Genomic DNA, 18494 nt, shown 5'->3' with positions numbered 1-18494 from the left:
TTTTAGGATTTCTTCGTTAATAAACTTTCCAGCTCTTCGGCACTCAAACGAAGATAAAACTGCCCCTGATAAGCAACAGAAATCGATCCGGTCTCCTCAGATACAATAATAGCATGCGCATCCGATTCCTGTGATATCCCCATTGCAGCACGATGACGAAGCCCCAATTCTTTGGGTATATCCAGATTGTGAGATACCGGCAGAATGCATCCGGCAGCTTTAATACGCTTTTTACTTATTACCATCGCACCATCATGCAAAGGACTGTTTTTGAAAAAAATATTTTCTATCAAACGCTGATTTACATCCGCATTAATAATTTCTCCGGTACGTACTACCCCATCCAAAGGAACATTGTGTTCAATCACAATCAGGGCGCCTACCTTTTGTTTACCCATACTGATACATGCCATTACCACCGGCATGATATCTTCATGTTCTAATGACTCTTTTTTATTCCCGGTAAAAAAACGCGCCAGGGCATTGACATGCTGATGCGAACCAAGCGTAAGCAGAAAACGGCGTATCTCATCCTGAAAAAGTACAATCAGAGCCAGCACACCGACATTCATCAAAGTATTAAAAATAGAACCCAGAAGTTTCATCTCAAGCACCTGAGTTACTACCAGCCACATCAGAATCAGCACAAGAATACCTGTGAACACTTTGATAGAACCCGAAGCTTTCATCAATTTGTAGACATAGTACAAAAGGAAAGCCACCAACAGGATGTCAATAAAATCTTTGATACCAAACTCAAAAAACATACCGGCAGCCATGGCTATTATTTGATATTCACCCATATAAACATTTACAATTTATAACTTACAATTTTCTCCACCATCCTTACTGCTTCCACTGCTTCACGCACATCATGTACCCGCAGGATATTGGCTCCCTTCATTAAAGCAACCGTATCCAATACAGTAGTTCCGTTCAGAGCGTCTTGCGGCGTACCTCCAAGCAAACGATAAATCATTGATTTTCTTGAAACACCCACCAATAAAGGCAGTTCGAAAATACTGAATTCTTCAAGGTGTGCCATCAGTTCATAATTATGCTCTAACGTCTTACCAAAGCCAAAGCCCGGATCAAGAATAATGTCTTTCACACCCAAATCACGTAACTGCTGCACTTTCATGGCGAAATACATAAATACCTCCTTAAGCAAATCGTCATAATGTGGCTCAGATTGCATATTCTGAGGTGTACCTTGCATATGCATCATGATATAAGGCACTCCCAACCGGGCAACAGTTTCAAACATTTTCGGATCCATCTCTCCGGCTGCAATGTCATTGATGATAGCAACACCATATTCCTTTACACATTGTTCCGCCACATCAGCCCGGAACGTATCTACAGAAATAACAGCGTCCGGATGATTACGAACCACAATTTCCAATCCTACCCGTAAACGACGCATCTCTTCTTCGGCAGAGATGTTTTCCGCATTAGGGCGGGAAGAGTAAGCACCAATATCAATTATGGAAGCACCTTCGGCCAATATTTGTTGTGCACGTCCGACAATATCTGCCTCAGTTTGCATCCGGCTTCCGGCATAAAAAGAATCAGGAGTAACATTCAGAATACCCATCACTTGTGGGACAGAGAGATCGAGCAACTGCCCGTTGACATTTAAATATCTATGCGCTAATGAGTTCATTAATCTCGTTTTTCGGTTAGATTATTGCAAATGTAGAGAAAAAAAGCAAGTAACCGCCTATTATCACAAGAAATTGTACCGGATACGACATTCTCTTAGTGCTCATTAAGAAAGAATCTTATCAAATAAAAAGAAAAGGAAGAGATTTCCGGCTATTCTTTTCACACGATTCAAGATTATACTCTATCTTTGCTGCTGTCTTTATAACTATAGAAAGAATATGGAACTCTCTGCTCTCTACCAGATATTTCTGGAATGTAATACAGTAACTACCGATAGCCGCAATTGCCCTAAAGGCTCTATGTTCATTGCCCTCAAAGGTGATTCATTCAATGGGAATGCTTTCGCCACACAAGCTATTAACGACGGGTGCGCATACGCAATTGTTGACGAAGCAGCTCATGCAGTGAAAGGTGACAAACGCTACATCCTTGTAGACAGTTGCATCGAAACTTTACAACAACTGGCCAACTACCATCGTAGGCAATTAGGTACCCGGATCATTGGTATTACCGGAACTAACGGGAAAACAACCACCAAAGAATTGATCTCAGCCGTACTGTCACAATCCTATAATATTCTTTATACGCAAGGTAATTTAAACAACCACATTGGAGTACCTGTTACCCTTCTTCGCCTGAAAGCAGAACATGACCTTGCAGTCATCGAAATGGGAGCCAATCATCCGGGAGAAATTAAATTCTTAGCAGAGATAGCCGAGCCGGATTACGGCATTATTACTAACGTGGGTAAAGCACACCTCGAGGGTTTCGGCTCATTTGAAGGAGTTATAAAAACCAAAGGAGAACTGTATGATTTTCTGCGTAAGAAAGAAGGTGCAATTATCTTCATTCACCACGACAATCCATATCTTATGAATATTGCTTCCGGACTGAATCAAATACCTTACGGAAATGATGAATCACTCTATGTCAATGGGCATGTGACTGGGAACTCGCCTTACCTTACCTTTGAATGGAAAGCAGGAAAGAACGGTGAAAATTACGAAGTAGAAACCCAGTTAATAGGAGAATATAATTTCCCTAATGCTTTGGCTGCTATTACTATCGGACGCTTCTTTAAAGTTGAACCGCAAAAAATAAATAAAGCACTCACTGAATATGCTCCGCAAAACAATCGTTCGCAGCTGAAAAAAACAGCCGAGAACACACTGATTATCGATGCTTATAATGCCAATCCTACAAGTATGATGGCAGCACTGGAGAACTTTAATAAAATGACAGTTGCGCATAAGATGCTAATATTAGGAGATATGCGCGAACTGGGAGCTGAAAGTGCAGCTGAGCACCAAAAGATAGTAGACTTCATTAAAGCATGCGAGTTTGAGAAAGTCATATTTGTTGGAAACCTGTTTGCTGCAGCCGAACATTCATACCAGACATACTCCAATGCCCAGGAACTTATACAGGCATTACAGACCGATAAGCCTAAAGATTATACCATCTTAATAAAGGGCTCTAACGGAATAAAACTTAGTTCAGTAGCAGATTATCTATAATCTGCTACTGTTTCCCTTTTATTGTTTGTTTCAGCATCCGGGGGCGTATCCAATAGTAACCGATAAGACTGGCAAAGATTGCCCCCAAAGAATTGGCTGTAAAGTCTAACCAATCTCCTCCACGATACGTTGTACAATACTCCTGTAACAACTCTACACACCCGCTAAACAATACCGGGCAAACAAAGGCACCGACCCATGCATGCCACATAGGAGAATCTCCTTTTCTGTGAGTACGCAAAAACTCCAGCCACAACATGCCGGACATACCGAAATACATACAAAAATGAACAATTTTATCTATATTGGGTATTTTGCTTAACTCTGTTGAAGGTGGTCTAAAAAACGACAGGTAGATAACTACCAGAATAATTAACAGAGAAACCGGGTATTTCTTAATATAATAAAGCATATCTAAATAAATTACAGATGTTGGGCAAATATAAGGAACATTTCTTATATTTGCATGTTTAAGTAAGATAAATATATCGAATTGTAAGATAAATAAAGCTTTTATGACTAAAAATGACAGAGCGAACTTTGGCACTAAGTTGGGGGTGATACTTGCCTCTGCAGGATCAGCTGTAGGACTGGGTAATATATGGAGATTTCCATACGAAACCGGTAATCATGGCGGTGCCGCTTTTATCATTATTTATCTGGGTTGTATTTTTCTTCTGGGACTTCCGATCATGGTATCCGAATTTCTTATTGGACGCCATTCTCGCGCAAACACCGCCAGAGCTTATCAAAAGTTAGCTCCCGGTACGCATTGGCGTTGGGTAGGACGTATGGGAGTACTTGCCGGCTTTCTTATTCTCAGTTATTATTCGGTAGTGGCCGGATGGACGCTCGAATATATTTTCGAAGCATTAACCAACGGTTTTTCAGGTAAAACTCCGGATGAGTTTATTTCTTCATTCCAGACTTTCTCAAGCAACCCATGGCGACCGGCGATTTGGCTGATCCTATTTCTACTCGGTACTCATTTTATTATTGTGAAAGGCGTAGAGAAGGGAATAGAGAAATCTTCCAAGATAATGATGCCTATGCTGTTTATTATCATCCTTATATTAGTAGTATGTTCTGTGTCTTTGCCAGGAGCAAGCAGAGGTATCGAGTTTCTACTCAAACCAGATTTCAGCAAGGTAGACGGAAATGTATTCTTAAGTGCAATGGGACAAGCTTTTTTCTCACTTAGTTTAGGGATGGGGTGTCTTTGTACCTATGCTTCCTATTTTAGCAAAAAGACCAATTTAACTAAGACAGCTTTCAGTGTAGGGATTATTGATACAATTGTAGCCGTACTTGCAGGATTCATCATCTTCCCGGCTGCTTTCTCTGTGGGTATTCAGCCGGATGCAGGTCCAAGCCTCATCTTTATCACCCTGCCTAATGTATTCCAGCAAGCATTCAGTGGAGTGCCGTTATTGGCGTATATATTCTCTGTGATGTTTTATGTACTGCTGGCAGTGGCAGCTCTTACTTCTACTATCTCTTTGCATGAAGTTGTTACAGCTTACTTGCACGAAGAGTTTAAGTTTACTCGCCACCGGGCAGCATTATTTGTTACAGGAGGGTGCATCTTCCTCGGTATACTCTGTTCTCTGTCACTTGGAGTAACAAAAGGTATTACTATTTTCGGATTAGGAATGTTCGACCTATTTGATTTTGTCACCGCAAAAATCATGTTACCACTGGGTGGGTTGTGTATCTCAATATTCACCGGGTGGTATCTGGACAAGAAAATCGTCTGGAGCGAGATTACAAACGATGGTACACTGAAAGTCCCGGTTTATAAACTCATTATCTTTATCCTGAAATATATTGCACCTATTGCAATCTCCTGTATCTTTATCAATGAGTTAGGATTACTCAAGTAATATGTGGAAAGACTTTTTCTACTTTTCGCGTACAGAACGGCAAGGTATCATAATTCTTGCCGCTTTGATTATTTTGGTCGGTACAGCTTCATGGTTTATACCGCCAAGAGAAGTAGCAAAAATTGAAGATAACCAAAAATTCGAAGAAGAGTATGCCATTTTCATGGCATCACTAAAAGAAAAAGAACAACAAAAAGAAGTAAGTTCTAAAAAATACCAGTATGAAAAACGAGAAGTAATACTCGCTTCTTTCGATCCTAATACGGCAGACTCTATTACTTTTCTTAACCTGGGACTTCCGCCATGGATAGCAAAGAATATTTTGAAATACCGTGCCAAAGGAGGACGCTTTCGCAAACAGAGTGACTTCCAAAAAGTATATGGATTGACAGAAAAGCAATACACAACTCTCGAACCTTATATATCCATAGCAGATATACCGAAAGAACAGGACACAATTCGCCTGTTTAGTCATCAGGAACCGCGGGATACTCTACAATATTACAAATATCCGAGTGGAACAACAATCAGCTTAAACCAGGCTGACACCACTGAATTAAAAAAAATCCCGGGTATAGGAAGCGCTATTGCCCGTATGATTGTAGGATATCGGAAAAAACTGGGAGGATTCTACCAAGTAGAGCAACTGCAAGATATTCATTTGGATACGGATAAACTACATGAATGGTTGTTTGTTAACAAGAATGAGACCCAACGGATAAACCTGAATAAAGCAGGAATTGAAAGACTTAGAGCACATCCTTACATCAATTTCTACCAGGCAAAGATTATTGTTGAGTACCGTAAGAAAAAAGGAGAAATAGAGAGTCTGAGCCAATTAAAACTCTATGATGAATTTTCTGAAAAAGATTTTGAACGGATATCACCTTATGTTAGTTTTCATTGAAATAAAAAAGATGCATCCTTATCACACTAGATAAGAATGCATCACACACAAACAAAACAAACACTCTACCTACTATCTTCACAGACTTCTGTAGAGAAGCGATATAAAGATACAGCTAATTGATTAATATTAATAACCAATCAGCCATATGGTATCATTTTTTAGAATTTCCCCCTTCGTATTAACACTTATTAATTATACCATCTATCATATGGACAGTACGATCTGTAATCTGAGCTAGCCCCTCATCATGGGTTACGATCACAAATGTCTGTCCTAAACGGTCACGAAGTTCAAAAAACAATTGATGTAATTCTTCCTTATTATGCGTATCCAGGCTACCAGAAGGCTCGTCAGCTAATATTACTGCCGGATTATTGATAAGAGCACGGGCTACAGCAACCCGTTGTTTTTCTCCACCGGAGAGTTCATTAGGTTTATGAGAAGCACGCTCTGCCAATCCCATAAAGTTCAGTATCTCTAATGCATGCGCTGTGGCTTCCCTGGAAGATACCCCGGCTATCAATGCGGGAATCATGATATTTTCCAATGCTGTAAATTCAGGAAGTAACTGATGAAACTGAAAAACAAAGCCGATATGCTTATTACGAAAAGCAGAGAGCTCTTTTTCTTTCATCCTGCTGACATTTGTACCATCAATATAGACATGTCCGGCATCTGGTTCATCAAGCGTACCCATAATCTGCAACAGAGTAGTTTTACCGGCACCACTTGGTCCGACAATACTTACAACTTCTCCTTTATTTATCTCCAGATCAATACCTTTGAGAACCTGTAAAGAACCGAAACTTTTAGTAATTCCTTCTAATTTTATCATATAATAATGTGCTAATGTGGCAATATGCCAATGTGCCAATTGGTATGTTACTATAGTGCAGCCAATTGGCACATTGGCATATCAGCACATTGAATAATTATTCATAATCGTTTTATCACATACTCTGCCAGATAGCAACCAAAGACGGCAGGCATATAACTCACCGTACCGCAAGTTGACTTCTTATTCATTTCATCATCAGTGAGCAGTACAGCGTTAGAATCAGCTTGTTCTGTACTAAATACTACCGGCACTTTTCGTTTAACTCCCATTTTTTGTAAGCGTTTTCGGACAGCTTTACTCAATCCGCAATGATAGGTATCCCAAAGGTCGGCAAAACGAACTTGAGTTATATCACTTTTTGCACCGGCTCCCATACTGGATACAATCTTAATGCGGCGTTGCAAAGCATGATAAATGAGATAGCATTTAGGACTCAACGTATCTATGGCATCAACAATGAAATCATATCGGGCAGCATCCAGCAGTTCCGGGATATTTTCGTCTTTCAGAAAAACGGGTAACACTTTTAACTCCAGTTCCGGATTAATATCTTTGAACCTTGCTTCCAATATATTGGCTTTAGGCATTCCCAGGGTAGAATGCAAAGCCGGTAACTGACGGTTTAGATTGGTAGGCTGAACCGTATCAGCATCTACAATCGTCATTCGCCCCACTCCGGCACGGCAAATCATCTCTGCTGCATAAGCACCTACTCCACCCAAACCGACTACAAGTACATGGGCATTACGCAACCGCTCCATCTTCTCTTCACCTAACAAGAGTGCTGTTCTTTGCTTCCAGTTTTCCATCAATTTTTCTTAAACCATTTATAAAACCACTTACCTACCTTTTCATAATGCTGCGACTCATTACTACCACGTGGATTTGAGAAAGAAATAGCTTCCTGTGGTTCTCCCAACTGATCCGGATATAAAATAATAAGGCTATTATTTGAGAAATACTTCCCGAGTTGGGCCGGTAACTTTTCAAAAGCCGGATCATAAGAGATAGATCCCCGGCGAGCACTGACTATAACCAGTAAATGATCATAATTCACTTGACCGGTAAGCAATAGCAAGTCTCCCCAATCATCCAGACGGGAGAAATCTGTCATGGTCAATCCATATTTCTTTTTCACCAATTGCTGTAAGTATCCCAACGTCTGCTCATTCGCAAAGAAGTGCGCACGACATCCCAAAATGTTTGCCATACGACAAAAATGCTCCACCCATTTCTGAAATCCGGCTTCATACTCCGCCTTCGGAGGGACAGCAATAATAATACGCCGAAGCGTATTAACCGGCATTAGGAACTTGGCTATCATTACTTCCCTATGTAACCCTTTCAACAAACTATCTGCCAGATTACCAAAGAAAGAGTCTACAATATTGACCTTACGATGCAATCCGATTACCACATCCGTCACTTCATATTCTTTTGCTGTATGGATAATACCGGAGGCAATATTAAGATCATACCGGCTCACCTGTGACAAAGGCACATCCGCTGATGCAGCTATCATAGCAGCACGTTCCAGGTTTCTTTTACCACACAACTCCAAACGTTCCGAACTACTGTTATCATTAATGACATTCAACGCCAGCAAATTATTTTTTTGTTTAGAATCCCGGATCAGCAAAGACAAGTTTATCAAATCATCAATAGTATCCGGGTTTGCCACCGGAATCAAAATCTTCTCAGGTGTCTCCTTTTTACTATTTTCCGTATCCAGTTGTGCTTCATGCATAGCGAGCTTGCGGGCAGCCCGTTCAGTAGCAAACGAGCTGATGATGCAAGTGAACAGAATTAATACAATAGTACCATTCAACACATCCTCATTCAATAATCGCTCACCGTCAGGCAAAATAATATTATAGCCCACAAGCACAGCTGCCAACGTAGCTGCCGCCTGTGCATTACTAAGACCAAACATCAACTCCCTTTCGATAGCTTTCATCTTATAGATTTTCTGAGTAAGCCACGAAGCAATCCATTTACTCGCCAATGCAACAGTAGTCATTACTACTGCTACTTTTAAAGCGTCACCATGCCCAAAGAGAATTTTAATATCAATCAACATTCCCACTCCAATCAGGAAGTATGGAATAAACAAAGCATTGCCCACAAACTCCAGATGATTCATTAACGGAGAGACATGGGGAATGAGACGGTTTAACACCAATCCGGCAAGAAACGCTCCCAAAATACCTTCCATTCCTACAAACTCCATCAATCCGGCTCCCAGGAAAACCATCGCAAGAACAAAGATAAACTGCATCACATTGTCATCGTACTTTCGAAAAAACCAACGCCCGATACGAGGGAAAAAGAAGATAATAAGAAAACCCAAGAAAATAACTTTAACTACCAGCCATAACCAGAACATCTCTGAAGACTCACCTTTAAACAATCCACCAATAACCGCCAGCACCAACAAAGTCAATGTATCGGTAACCGCTGTTCCTCCAACAGCAATACTTACGCTCCGATGACGCGATACTCCGTAACGAATCACAATAGGATAGGCCACAAGCGTATGGGAAGCATACATACTGGCGAGTAATACAGAGGTAATGAACCCATATTTCAATACCGTCATGTTAGTGATAAACCCCAACGCCATAGGAATGACAAATGCCAACAGACCTAATACCACAGCTTTACCACGATTCTGTTTAAAATCCCCCATGTTCATTTCCAGTCCGGCCAGAAACATTATATAATAGAGACCTACTTTTCCAAAAAGTTCAAAACTACTATCGCGTGCCAGAATATTGAATCCATGTTCACCAATCACCACACCAGCCAGAATCATTCCGATTATATGTGGAATACGAAGCCGGCCCAACACCATAGGAGCAAACAATATGATAAGAAGTACAAGGAGAAATATCCATGTAGGATCTGTTATAGGTAGGTTTAAATTAAAATCGGGCCACTGCATATATCTAAGTTTTACGTTTTCTCTGCAAAATAACAAAAAAGTTATCAATTATATGCCAGAATGTTATAATTTTGCAGTCAATTATTTGCTATTCGGAAGAATAGTAAGCGAAATACAATATTCAATTAAAACAAAAGAAAAAGATGAAAGTAGCTATTGTTGGCGTAAGCGGAGCCGTAGGACAAGAGTTCCTGCGCGTGCTTGATGAGAGAAATTTCCCGTTGGACGAGTTGGTTTTGTTCGGTTCTAAACGTAGTGCCGGCAGCAAATACACCTTCCGCGGTAAACAGATCGAGGTCAAACTCTTGCAACACAACGATGACTTTAAAGGGGTAGATATCGCTTTCACATCGGCTGGCGCAGGTACGTCCAAAGAATTTGCAGAAACTATTACTAAATATGGTGCTGTAATGATTGACAATTCCAGTGCTTTCCGTATGGACAATGATGTGCCTTTGGTAGTTCCTGAAGTAAACGGAGTTGATGCCAAAGACCGTCCACGGGGCATTATAGCTAACCCTAACTGTACAACGATCCAGATGGTAGTTGCACTGAAAGCCATCGAACAGCTTTCACATATAAAAACTGTACATGTGTCTACTTATCAGGCAGCCAGTGGAGCGGGTGCAGCAGCTATGGACGAACTTTACGAACAATACCGTCAGATCCTTGCAAATGAGCCTGTCACCGTAGAAAAGTTTGCTTATCAACTGGCGTTTAATCTAATTCCTCAGGTTGACGTATTTACTGAGAATGGATATACAAAGGAAGAGATGAAAATGTATAATGAAACACGTAAAATCATGCACTCGGACATAAAGGTTAGTGCAACTTGTGTACGTGTTCCGGCATTGAGAGCTCACTCTGAAAGTATCTGGATAGAAACAGAACGTCCTGTATCTGTAGAAGAAGCACGCGAGGCTTTTGCTAAAGGTGAAGGGCTTGTCCTTCAGGATAATCCAGCAGAAAAGGAATACCCAATGCCGTTATTCCTTGCTGGTAAAGACCCTGTGTATGTAGGCCGTATCCGTAAGGATTTAACCAATGATTGCGGATTGACATTCTGGATTGTAGGGGATCAGATAAAAAAAGGTGCGGCACTGAATGCTGTACAAATTGCAGAATATCTGATCAAAGAAAAAAATATTGGATAATTAAATAAAAGCATAAAGAAAAGCCGTCTGAGAAGTAATTTTTCAGACGGCTTCTTTTTTAATATATAAACAACACAAAATGGATATGAACATCGAGTTATTGTTGCTATCCCTACTTAATATAAAAAGAATTCACCACAGAAGAATGCGGAAAAAGACCTATCTCCCCTGTGGTGAATCTCACTTATTATTGAAACACTTATTTCTTAATGACCTTAATAGCCTTTTGATTATTTAACTTTACAAAATAAAGACCTTTGGCAAAACGCGAGAAATCAATAGCCGTTGTATTTGCATTTACGTTCATTTGCTTATCAACCATTGTTCCGGACGCATTGTATACGGTGATCATATCAATTACTTCTGAAGACTCAATAGTAGCCACATCATCAACCGGATTAGGATAGATTCTTGTTATTCCGACTTCTGTCTCCTGTACACCAACATCATCTTTCTTCTTCAATGTCATTGTTTTCTTTGCAGGTGTAACACAACTATTATTATCGGTAGGCATTGCCCATACACTTACAATCTTACCAGATGTTGAAACAGCATACAAATTGCCTGCGTAATCAAATTCAAAATCATCATAAGTAGCATCAGCCACACTGCCAAGCATATTCCGGAATTTTTCAGATACAGCAGGAATACCGTCCTTATTCATCTTATATTGGAATATGGAAACTCCGCCATTGTTACTCAAAGCAACGATCCCTTCTTTTTCATTAACGGCCAACGCCCCATTCTGTGAGGAAGTTTCTACAATATTCGGTTCAGCAGTATTAAATACAGCATCATTCAGTTCATCGCTAAAGTAGAACATACATGGATTAGCTGTACTATTGCCACCAGCACCACGATACTGACCTGCCCAATAACCGGTTGATACAGGAACAATACTACTATTATCATTCCCGATATAACTACTTGCAGCCTTTGAGTAGCTAGGAGCAGTTGTCCAGACATCCGCCTCTCCAATATTATACACATTGATAAATTTCTTCCAACTAGCACCTGAAGTTGTCTTATCCACAGTATACAATTGGGTAGCCTCACCAGTTCCACGTACACCTATAGCAGTCATTTGTCCACCTACATATACACCACCGATACTTAAACTTCCTGCCTCATTGGTAGCCCCTTTGAATACAGGCGATATAGTAAACGTTTCCGGATTCATTAAGTACACACCTGCATTAGAAGAACTTGCATCACATAAGAACACGCGTCCGTCAGCGGCAACTGCCACTTTACGAGGACCTTCACCTACAACACCTGTCCATTGTACATCACCCGCATAGGCTTTATCTCCCTGACCGGTTATATCCAATGCATCGGGGCCCATTACATAAACGCCTGTAGCAGTCGTTCTTCCGGAGGCTTCTCCGGCAGCTGTATTAGTAACATATACCCGACCGAAATAGGGACTTTCAGGAGATTTATCAATACTCACACCTTTGGGAGCAAAATAATGATAGTTCTTACTGTCATCTGATAATTTCACAAAGCGGGTCACATTACCTGCCGTCGCCCGAAGTTCCCAGGTACATTCTACATCAGGAATATCAGCGAAAGCGAGACTTACTTTGTTACTAACCTTATCAAACGCACCCAGTGAAATTGTCTTCACTACAGCACCCGATGCAACATCTATCAAGATGAGATCTATCGCTTCAGCTTTCTCATTCAGATCAAAACTGATATCATAACCATCGTTTGTACGAACCGATTTAAGATTATAGGCAAAGATACGAGCCGGAGAAGCGTCTTGCTCTACCCCTTTTGTAGTATAGCTGACAGCCTGAAGTCCAACCAACAAGTGTTGTACTATATCTGCGTTATCAACCACTCCCACACTTGCCATATAAGTAATGGCATCATTAGTGATTACAGCTTCTGTCTCTCCAACATTCACCGCTTTATCCAGCCCGTCAGTCACATCATACAAGTATGACTTGTAAGAATACTTCTCATCTTTCTTCTCACATACCGGAACACTCATATAAATTTTATTGGCATAACGGAAATAATTGGCACCGGTAGACTCTACAGGAATATCACCTGCAAAATTAGCTACTTCAACACCATCATTTGAATCCCATGAAATTCGGAATTCACGTGGTGCTATAGAATTTCCGTCGACGATAAGGCGATCAATACCTAACGGAGAAAGGGTCATTTGTACATCTGCTCCTAACTCCTTTTCCGTATATTCGGTATCATTGTATTGAGTCCCTATTACCTGACCATCTTTCACTTGCCAACACAAATAGCGTATACCATATGTGGTACTCCACCCGTTACCGGCATGTGAATCGAAATAGAATTTAAAGTTATCCAGTGTACCATTTACAGCGATACTATTAGCCATAAAATTGGAATTATTATTCCCGGCAGCAAGCAGACTTGCAGAAGTATTAGTAGGAAGAGTCAAAAGTACCTCGGGAGTTGCCTCTTCGAGTGCTTTATCTTCTGTGGCCTGCCATTTATACATATAAAAGTCTCCGGTCTGATAAGAGTTCCCTTCTTTACCAATTACCGTAGAATTGGTTCCAAGCAGAACACCATCTGTTGTAAATGCGATATCAGAAAGTATGTAAGGATATGCCTTTCCATTAAATCCTTCCGTTTTAATCCCCTCTGTACTCATCTCTTTCAACAATTCTCCGGTTACAGGGTCCAGAACAAGCAGCCGGGGCATTTTGTCTCCATTCACAGCCAATACGTAATACTTTCCATCACGGAGAATTGCACGACGGACGGTCAGATCTTTCAATACCTCTACCGTTTGCAACTCGCCTTCCTTAGTGAAATGATACGAACGGGCAGCAGCAATATCACCATCTTGTACCGGATGCGGATAATAATCCACCTCTTCTATTACCGGTTCATCCGAAGGTTCTTCTTTCGATGTATCCGTCAGCCGTTTATTGATAAACGAAGTTTCATTCGCCACCACCTCTATCTCCTCTGTCTCTTTCCAATACCCTTCGATATCAAATACTAATTTATAGGTCCCCGGAGTAAGTTCAGTAAAAACAAAAATCCCATTATACTCTTTATCAGTCAGATATTCGCCAATCTTATTACCGTTGGCATCTTCGAGTACCACCTTCACATCGTTCAACGGATAATAGGCATCCACCGAATTTACCTTATAGGTATATAACGGATGCTCTAAAGGTTTGCTGATATCTTTGACGGTTCCCATAATACACCCTTTTGTTTCACTGTTATCATTAAACCAGGCACGAATGGCACGGGAATATCTCACTCCTTCCTGTCGACAATAATCCTCATTCAGTAAACGCTGGCGTTCCGGTTGGTAAGTATGGAAACAACCTTCACTCAAAAATCCGTCACACCCATGCTTCAAGACCCCTAAATAGCCGGTATATCCCAAGCCACTCGTAGATGAGCTCCCGTAAAAAGAGATATCTCCACGGCTATTGTTGGCAGTTTCGGCAGTATAAGCCGAATGATAGGTAACCTCATTTTTTACAATGTATTTCCAAGCATCATACGCCATTTCTTTTGCATTTACCAACCCGTTTCCGGATGCACCATCGGTACCGCGATACAACACCAACGGATAGTTAGTCATGCTCCCCTCAGTAGCAGCATTACTATGGATAGAAATAAAATAATCCATATTATTTGCTTCCACATCTTCACAAATGACAGATAATGTTACGATCTGTGTACTCGTTTCTACCTTATCATTTTCAGTCGCATTCTTATCACCTGCCGAGACAAAACCATTTTGTGTACGGGACATTTTGATGAATCCGGCCCCAGCCTTCACTAGTTCATCTCTAAGTGCCAACCCTTTAATCAAATTGGTATTCGTCTCGAAAAAGCCGCGAATATCCATCTGTGCATAATTGATAGTCGCCATCGGGCGATCATTTGCAGTCCATCCTCCATGTCCGGGATTAATATAAATTCTGGCATCTTTTAAATCGGTAGCAGATACACTGAACGTCAGTATTATCCCAACCCATACCATGATTAATTTATGTAGTTTCATAGTAATCAATTATTTATTGGTTTCGATCTTCATTAAAAACACTTTTCCGTCATTAGTAGTATACACTATTTTAGAAGCATCAGCGGAAGCTGACGGATATAAAGCTATCACAGAATCATCAGTTAATACCGTACGTTGTGTACCATCAGCAGCAACTCCAACTATTTCCGAAGAAGTCACAACTTCTCCATTATCATAATCAACCATACCTACAACCCAATCATTACCCATCCATTTCGGGGCGCGCAATATCCCTAAAGATACAGGATTGGTTCCGTCAGAATTGCTCACATAAGCTTGCCCCTGGTCCATAACATAATACAACAGCTTCTTTCCATCCGGTGATACAGAAGGCCACAAATAATTCACATTCGTTCCGGCAGGAGATAATAGACGAGTTTTACCCTTCTCTGTTATATAAAGTTGTCCATCTTTAATACTCGGCACCACTGGTATAGATTCTAATTTCTCACCGGAGACTCTTTTTGAAACCATTTTACCCTTATTCACTGCCAAGACAGTGCCTTGTTTCACGTTCACCCCTTCCAAATCACGTGTATTCTTTATCAATTCTTCCTTTTCACCAGTCTCCAATTGAATGCTTTTTAAAGAAGTATAACGCAGTTTTCCTTCGTAGTTTTTACTTCGATATACCACTGTACTACCATCGGAAGAAATCTGGACGCCAACTGCTTTTTCAGCAGTAAGAGTTGTCAGTTTTTTCGTTGTTAAGTCATATTTTTTAAGACCTTGAGTATCATTACCGGCCAAAATCAGATAATCACCGGTAGGGCTCATAATCGGAAGACATCCGTCTTCTGATTCCATAATGGGTATTTGTTCATTACTGACCATTTTAATACCCTGAGAAAAAGCTAATTGACTCGTCAATACGAGTAACAACAAAAAGGGAGTTTTCATAATGAATGAATTTAAAGATTAATAAAATATTACTTATATAAGTATTCTGTCAAAATAGGTCTCAAAGAGTATTTTTCCAACATTAAAAGCTTTTGTATTCGAAAGCTCGTGTTGCCTTTATCATTTATTGACAATAAATTTGTGTGTTTCTTTCTTTCCATCAACAACTACCGACAAAAGGTAAACACCATTATTAAAAGAATAAAGAGGAATATTGTACGTATACTCTCCTGTAAGTTGTCGGTTAGTCATATGATTCATTATATTCTTTCCATCAACAGTCCACAAAGAAATGGAGGCAGTACCCACTTTGGATAATGAATAATGCAGAACAGCTTCATCCTTCGAAGTAGCCAACCATGAAAGATGTTTACTCACTACCACCTCTGAAATGCCAACTCCTGAAGCAGACGGATAGTATGCCTTTAGATCTTTAAAAGAGAACTTAGTACCGATAAGAGACATTCCCGCTTTTAGATAAAATTTCATACTTGTCAGTGTCAAAGGATACTCTATAAGATTTAATGGCAGATCATCTTCCATAAAAGATACTGAATACACAGAATCTTTTCCGGCAACAGGCATAAGCTTTGTTTTCAAAAAACCAGTTTTTGTATTTGATGCAAAATCAAGATAGAGTTCTTTAATCACATCATCTTTCACGAACATCCGGAAAGAAACCGAGTCAGGCAAGCTATAAAAAGTTACAGGCTTATTAAACTCAATAGAAGCAGAACGTCCGGTTTTGACATCAAATATCATATTGATACCATCTTCCCAGCCATTTGGTAATGCGGTATTTTCATACCTCAAATTGGAAAAGGTTCCAGAAGTTTTTATTGGCCACGATGCTAAGTCAGCAAAGGTCTCATGTATTCTTTCCTTACCAGCTATCTCAACTTTCACATTTACATGTACACTCAACTCATCTAAAGTTCCGTGAAGTCCTGTCTCGCCATTAGCTATACCCTTTATCACTCCATCCTGTACCAGACAACAATCAGGATTAGAGGAACTCCAGGTAAATGCTCCCGGATCTAATTGATAAACTTGTTTCCCTGATTTTGCATCAATCCTGATAGGAAATTCACGTATCCCATCTATCAATATATTCTGCGGATAGGCTTGAACATCCGAGACAGGAGATACAAAAACATTCAAAACCGCTTTTTTTCCATCCTTAGTAGCTATAATCTGACCTTTTGTAGCATTCAGGCTCGCATGGAATACACCCTCCGAGTCTACATATCCCAAGTCCTCAGGTATACATTGATAAGTAAATCCTTGAACTCCCTTTTCCAACATTTTACCATGTTCATTAAAAGAGAGGAGTGTAAGTGGATTCAACGAGACTGCCGTAGTATAAAGACTCGGGGTTATAAATGCATAAGAAGCAACAACCTCTTCCTCAGGTGCAGTTGATACAACCAGCAAAGCATCGGCTACCGGACGAACGCTACCACGCATCGGATAATTCAGCATTTCATGGTCAACAGCTATCGTTGCGGAGCCCCCACTATCGAAGTTTACTACATTCCACGAGCCATGGGCCAACATCCAGTTAGCAATATCAATACAGTTTACACCCGGACTGGCAGAAGTTCCTCCTTCAACCGTTACAATATAAACTGTTTTACCATCTTTTGACATTCCGCCCATCACCCGGGCAGAGACCTCATATTCACGACCGTTTTCAAAATCATTATATTCACCTTCATGCAGTTTTCCTTCATAAGCAATACTGGGATAACCATGAAAACCAGCTACAATATTTTTTAGTGGTTCGCCAAACTTACCTTTCACAAATTTCTGTGAAATAAAGATTATATCACCCGGAGTGACTTTTCCCTCGAAACTTTGAATACTTTCGTTCCGTGCATAAATCACACATTCCGTTTGTGACGTTTGCAATGGAACATCTGATATCTCCAAGACTTCACACTTTATATCATCCCCATTCACTTTCCACCTACTCAGTGGTTTGATCTTGATATATTTCCCTTGTTCTGTCAGTGTTCTACTATTCAAGTGATTAAATAACACACAGTTTCCCGAAATAAATGTAGCAGCAGAGTTATAATAATCAATTTTCACAGTACTGCCATCTTTCAAAATAACATTTGAGTTCAGAGACGGGTAAAATACTGCCGCTGTTTCATCTTCCGAAATAGCAAAGATAGAGCGTCCCCAGCCTGCTCCATAAGGTATCTCACCATTACTCACATTAACTCCGATACATACACCCGCTTCATAAACGAAGAAGTCATGGTTGAATGCGGCACAAACCCGATGTCCGGGATAAGTGTGGGCTTTAGACATACTCATAACAGTCTCTCTGGGTACATCCGGAACCTTATTGTTCGATTGCACCTGCTCAATCTTCGTATAAGGATTCGTCAGATCTATAGTTGTGACCCACATTAGTATAGGTTTATCCCGATAGGCTATTTTGGTATATTGCACTCCCGCTCCCAAGCTATAATGCTCCAGTGTATCCGGAGTTCCCCATGCCGGTTCCTGTGCTTCCAAGGTATTACAGAATGCCAGTAGTAGTATATATAAAAGAATCTTTCTCTTCATACTTAATGATTTTTTATCAAATTAAGTAACGGCCGGCCTATTTGCCAGC

At 40.4% G+C, this 18494-nt stretch carries 13 protein-coding genes; 4 read left to right on the top strand and 9 right to left on the bottom strand.

Annotated features, from left to right (window positions below):
• Positions 1-2: 2 nt before the first annotated feature.
• Positions 3-767 (bottom strand): diadenylate cyclase CdaA, encoded by a 765-nt coding sequence (gene cdaA, locus ACESQI_RS15135; protein WP_044095016.1) that lies wholly within the window; start codon positions 765-767, stop codon positions 3-5.
• Between the two features lie 44 nt (positions 768-811).
• Positions 812-1666 (bottom strand): dihydropteroate synthase, encoded by an 855-nt coding sequence (folP, locus tag ACESQI_RS15130; protein WP_007483652.1) that lies wholly within the window; start codon positions 1664-1666, stop codon positions 812-814.
• A gap of 220 nt (positions 1667-1886) precedes the next feature.
• Here folP and murF point away from each other — a divergent pair, with 220 nt between their 5' ends.
• Complete coding sequence (gene murF, locus ACESQI_RS15125) at positions 1887-3185, top strand: UDP-N-acetylmuramoyl-tripeptide--D-alanyl-D-alanine ligase (RefSeq protein ID WP_002558944.1); 1299 nt, start codon at positions 1887-1889, stop codon at positions 3183-3185.
• A gap of 4 nt (positions 3186-3189) precedes the next feature.
• Here the strand turns inward: murF and ACESQI_RS15120 are convergent, their stop codons facing one another.
• A complete protein-coding gene (locus tag ACESQI_RS15120) occupies positions 3190-3597 on the bottom strand; it encodes a VanZ family protein (RefSeq protein WP_002558943.1) in 408 nt (135 codons plus the stop codon).
• 103 nt (positions 3598-3700) lie between these two features.
• On the opposite strand from ACESQI_RS15120, the gene ACESQI_RS15115 reads away from it, so the two are divergent.
• Both ACESQI_RS15115 and ACESQI_RS15110 read left to right on the top strand, forming a co-directional pair.
• Positions 3701-5068: a sodium-dependent transporter gene (locus tag ACESQI_RS15115; protein ID WP_002558942.1), complete on the top strand. Its 1368-nt coding sequence runs from the start codon at positions 3701-3703 to the stop codon at positions 5066-5068.
• Between the two features lies 1 nt (position 5069).
• Positions 5070-5975, top strand: a complete 906-nt coding sequence (locus ACESQI_RS15110) for a helix-hairpin-helix domain-containing protein (protein ID WP_007483643.1) — start codon at positions 5070-5072, stop codon at positions 5973-5975.
• A 181-nt stretch (positions 5976-6156) separates the two neighbouring features.
• Here the strand turns inward: ACESQI_RS15110 and ACESQI_RS15105 are convergent, their stop codons facing one another.
• The 3 genes from ACESQI_RS15105 to ACESQI_RS15095 all read right to left on the bottom strand — a co-directional run bounded on the left by ACESQI_RS15105 (position 6157) and on the right by ACESQI_RS15095 (position 9760).
• Positions 6157-6813: an ABC transporter ATP-binding protein gene (locus tag ACESQI_RS15105; protein ID WP_002558940.1), complete on the bottom strand. Its 657-nt coding sequence runs from the start codon at positions 6811-6813 to the stop codon at positions 6157-6159.
• A 101-nt stretch (positions 6814-6914) separates the two neighbouring features.
• Positions 6915-7625 carry a ThiF family adenylyltransferase gene (locus ACESQI_RS15100; protein ID WP_122201042.1) on the bottom strand — a complete coding sequence of 237 codons (711 nt, stop codon included), beginning with the start codon at positions 7623-7625 and terminating at the stop codon, positions 6915-6917.
• Positions 7625-9760: a cation:proton antiporter gene (locus ACESQI_RS15095; protein WP_002558938.1), complete on the bottom strand. Its 2136-nt coding sequence runs from the start codon at positions 9758-9760 to the stop codon at positions 7625-7627. The genes ACESQI_RS15100 and ACESQI_RS15095 overlap by 1 nt, the downstream gene beginning before the upstream one ends.
• A 143-nt stretch (positions 9761-9903) precedes the next feature.
• Here ACESQI_RS15095 and ACESQI_RS15090 point away from each other — a divergent pair, with 143 nt between their 5' ends.
• Entirely contained in the window at positions 9904-10914 is a 1011-nt protein-coding gene (locus ACESQI_RS15090; RefSeq protein WP_007483641.1) for an aspartate-semialdehyde dehydrogenase, read from the top strand.
• 199 nt (positions 10915-11113) lie between these two features.
• Here ACESQI_RS15090 and ACESQI_RS15085 read toward each other — a convergent pair whose 3' ends face one another.
• The 3 genes from ACESQI_RS15085 to ACESQI_RS15075 form a co-directional block, all read right to left on the bottom strand.
• Complete coding sequence (locus ACESQI_RS15085) at positions 11114-14944, bottom strand: T9SS type A sorting domain-containing protein (protein WP_256143425.1); 3831 nt, start codon at positions 14942-14944, stop codon at positions 11114-11116.
• A gap of 9 nt (positions 14945-14953) precedes the next feature.
• Entirely contained in the window at positions 14954-15865 is a 912-nt protein-coding gene (locus tag ACESQI_RS15080) for a TolB family protein (protein ID WP_373126501.1), read from the bottom strand.
• A 120-nt stretch (positions 15866-15985) separates the two neighbouring features.
• Positions 15986-18445, bottom strand: coding sequence for a phosphodiester glycosidase family protein (locus tag ACESQI_RS15075; protein WP_373126500.1), 2460 nt, complete (start codon positions 18443-18445; stop codon positions 15986-15988).
• Positions 18446-18494: the final 49 nt, after the last annotated feature.

Source organism: Bacteroides sp. HPS0048, assembly GCF_964240755.1.
Classification (GTDB): Bacteria; Bacteroidota; Bacteroidia; order Bacteroidales; family Bacteroidaceae; genus Bacteroides; species Bacteroides nordii.
The sequence above is the reverse complement of the archived record's forward strand: the minus strand, read 5'-3'. Positions and strand labels throughout refer to the sequence as shown.

Excerpts from the sequence above, each read along its gene's own strand:
- ACESQI_RS15100 (WP_122201042.1), bottom strand. The coding sequence starts at position 7,625 with ATGGAAAACTGGAAGCAAAGAACAGCACTCTTGTTAGGTGAAGAGAAG.
- cdaA (WP_044095016.1), bottom strand. The coding sequence starts at position 767 with ATGTTTTTTGAGTTTGGTATCAAAGATTTTATTGACATCCTGTTGGTG.
- ACESQI_RS15120 (WP_002558943.1), bottom strand. The coding sequence starts at position 3,597 with ATGCTTTATTATATTAAGAAATACCCGGTTTCTCTGTTAATTATTCTG.
- ACESQI_RS15075 (WP_373126500.1), bottom strand. The coding sequence starts at position 18,445 with ATGAAGAGAAAGATTCTTTTATATATACTACTACTGGCATTCTGTAAT.
- murF (WP_002558944.1), top strand. The coding sequence starts at position 1,887 with ATGGAACTCTCTGCTCTCTACCAGATATTTCTGGAATGTAATACAGTA.
- ACESQI_RS15090 (WP_007483641.1), top strand. The coding sequence starts at position 9,904 with ATGAAAGTAGCTATTGTTGGCGTAAGCGGAGCCGTAGGACAAGAGTTC.
- ACESQI_RS15095 (WP_002558938.1), bottom strand. The coding sequence starts at position 9,760 with ATGCAGTGGCCCGATTTTAATTTAAACCTACCTATAACAGATCCTACA.
- folP (WP_007483652.1), bottom strand. The coding sequence starts at position 1,666 with ATGAACTCATTAGCGCATAGATATTTAAATGTCAACGGGCAGTTGCTC.
- ACESQI_RS15115 (WP_002558942.1), top strand. The coding sequence starts at position 3,701 with ATGACTAAAAATGACAGAGCGAACTTTGGCACTAAGTTGGGGGTGATA.
- ACESQI_RS15105 (WP_002558940.1), bottom strand. The coding sequence starts at position 6,813 with ATGATAAAATTAGAAGGAATTACTAAAAGTTTCGGTTCTTTACAGGTT.
- ACESQI_RS15085 (WP_256143425.1), bottom strand. The coding sequence starts at position 14,944 with ATGAAACTACATAAATTAATCATGGTATGGGTTGGGATAATACTGACG.
- ACESQI_RS15110 (WP_007483643.1), top strand. The coding sequence starts at position 5,070 with ATGTGGAAAGACTTTTTCTACTTTTCGCGTACAGAACGGCAAGGTATC.
- ACESQI_RS15080 (WP_373126501.1), bottom strand. The coding sequence starts at position 15,865 with ATGAAAACTCCCTTTTTGTTGTTACTCGTATTGACGAGTCAATTAGCT.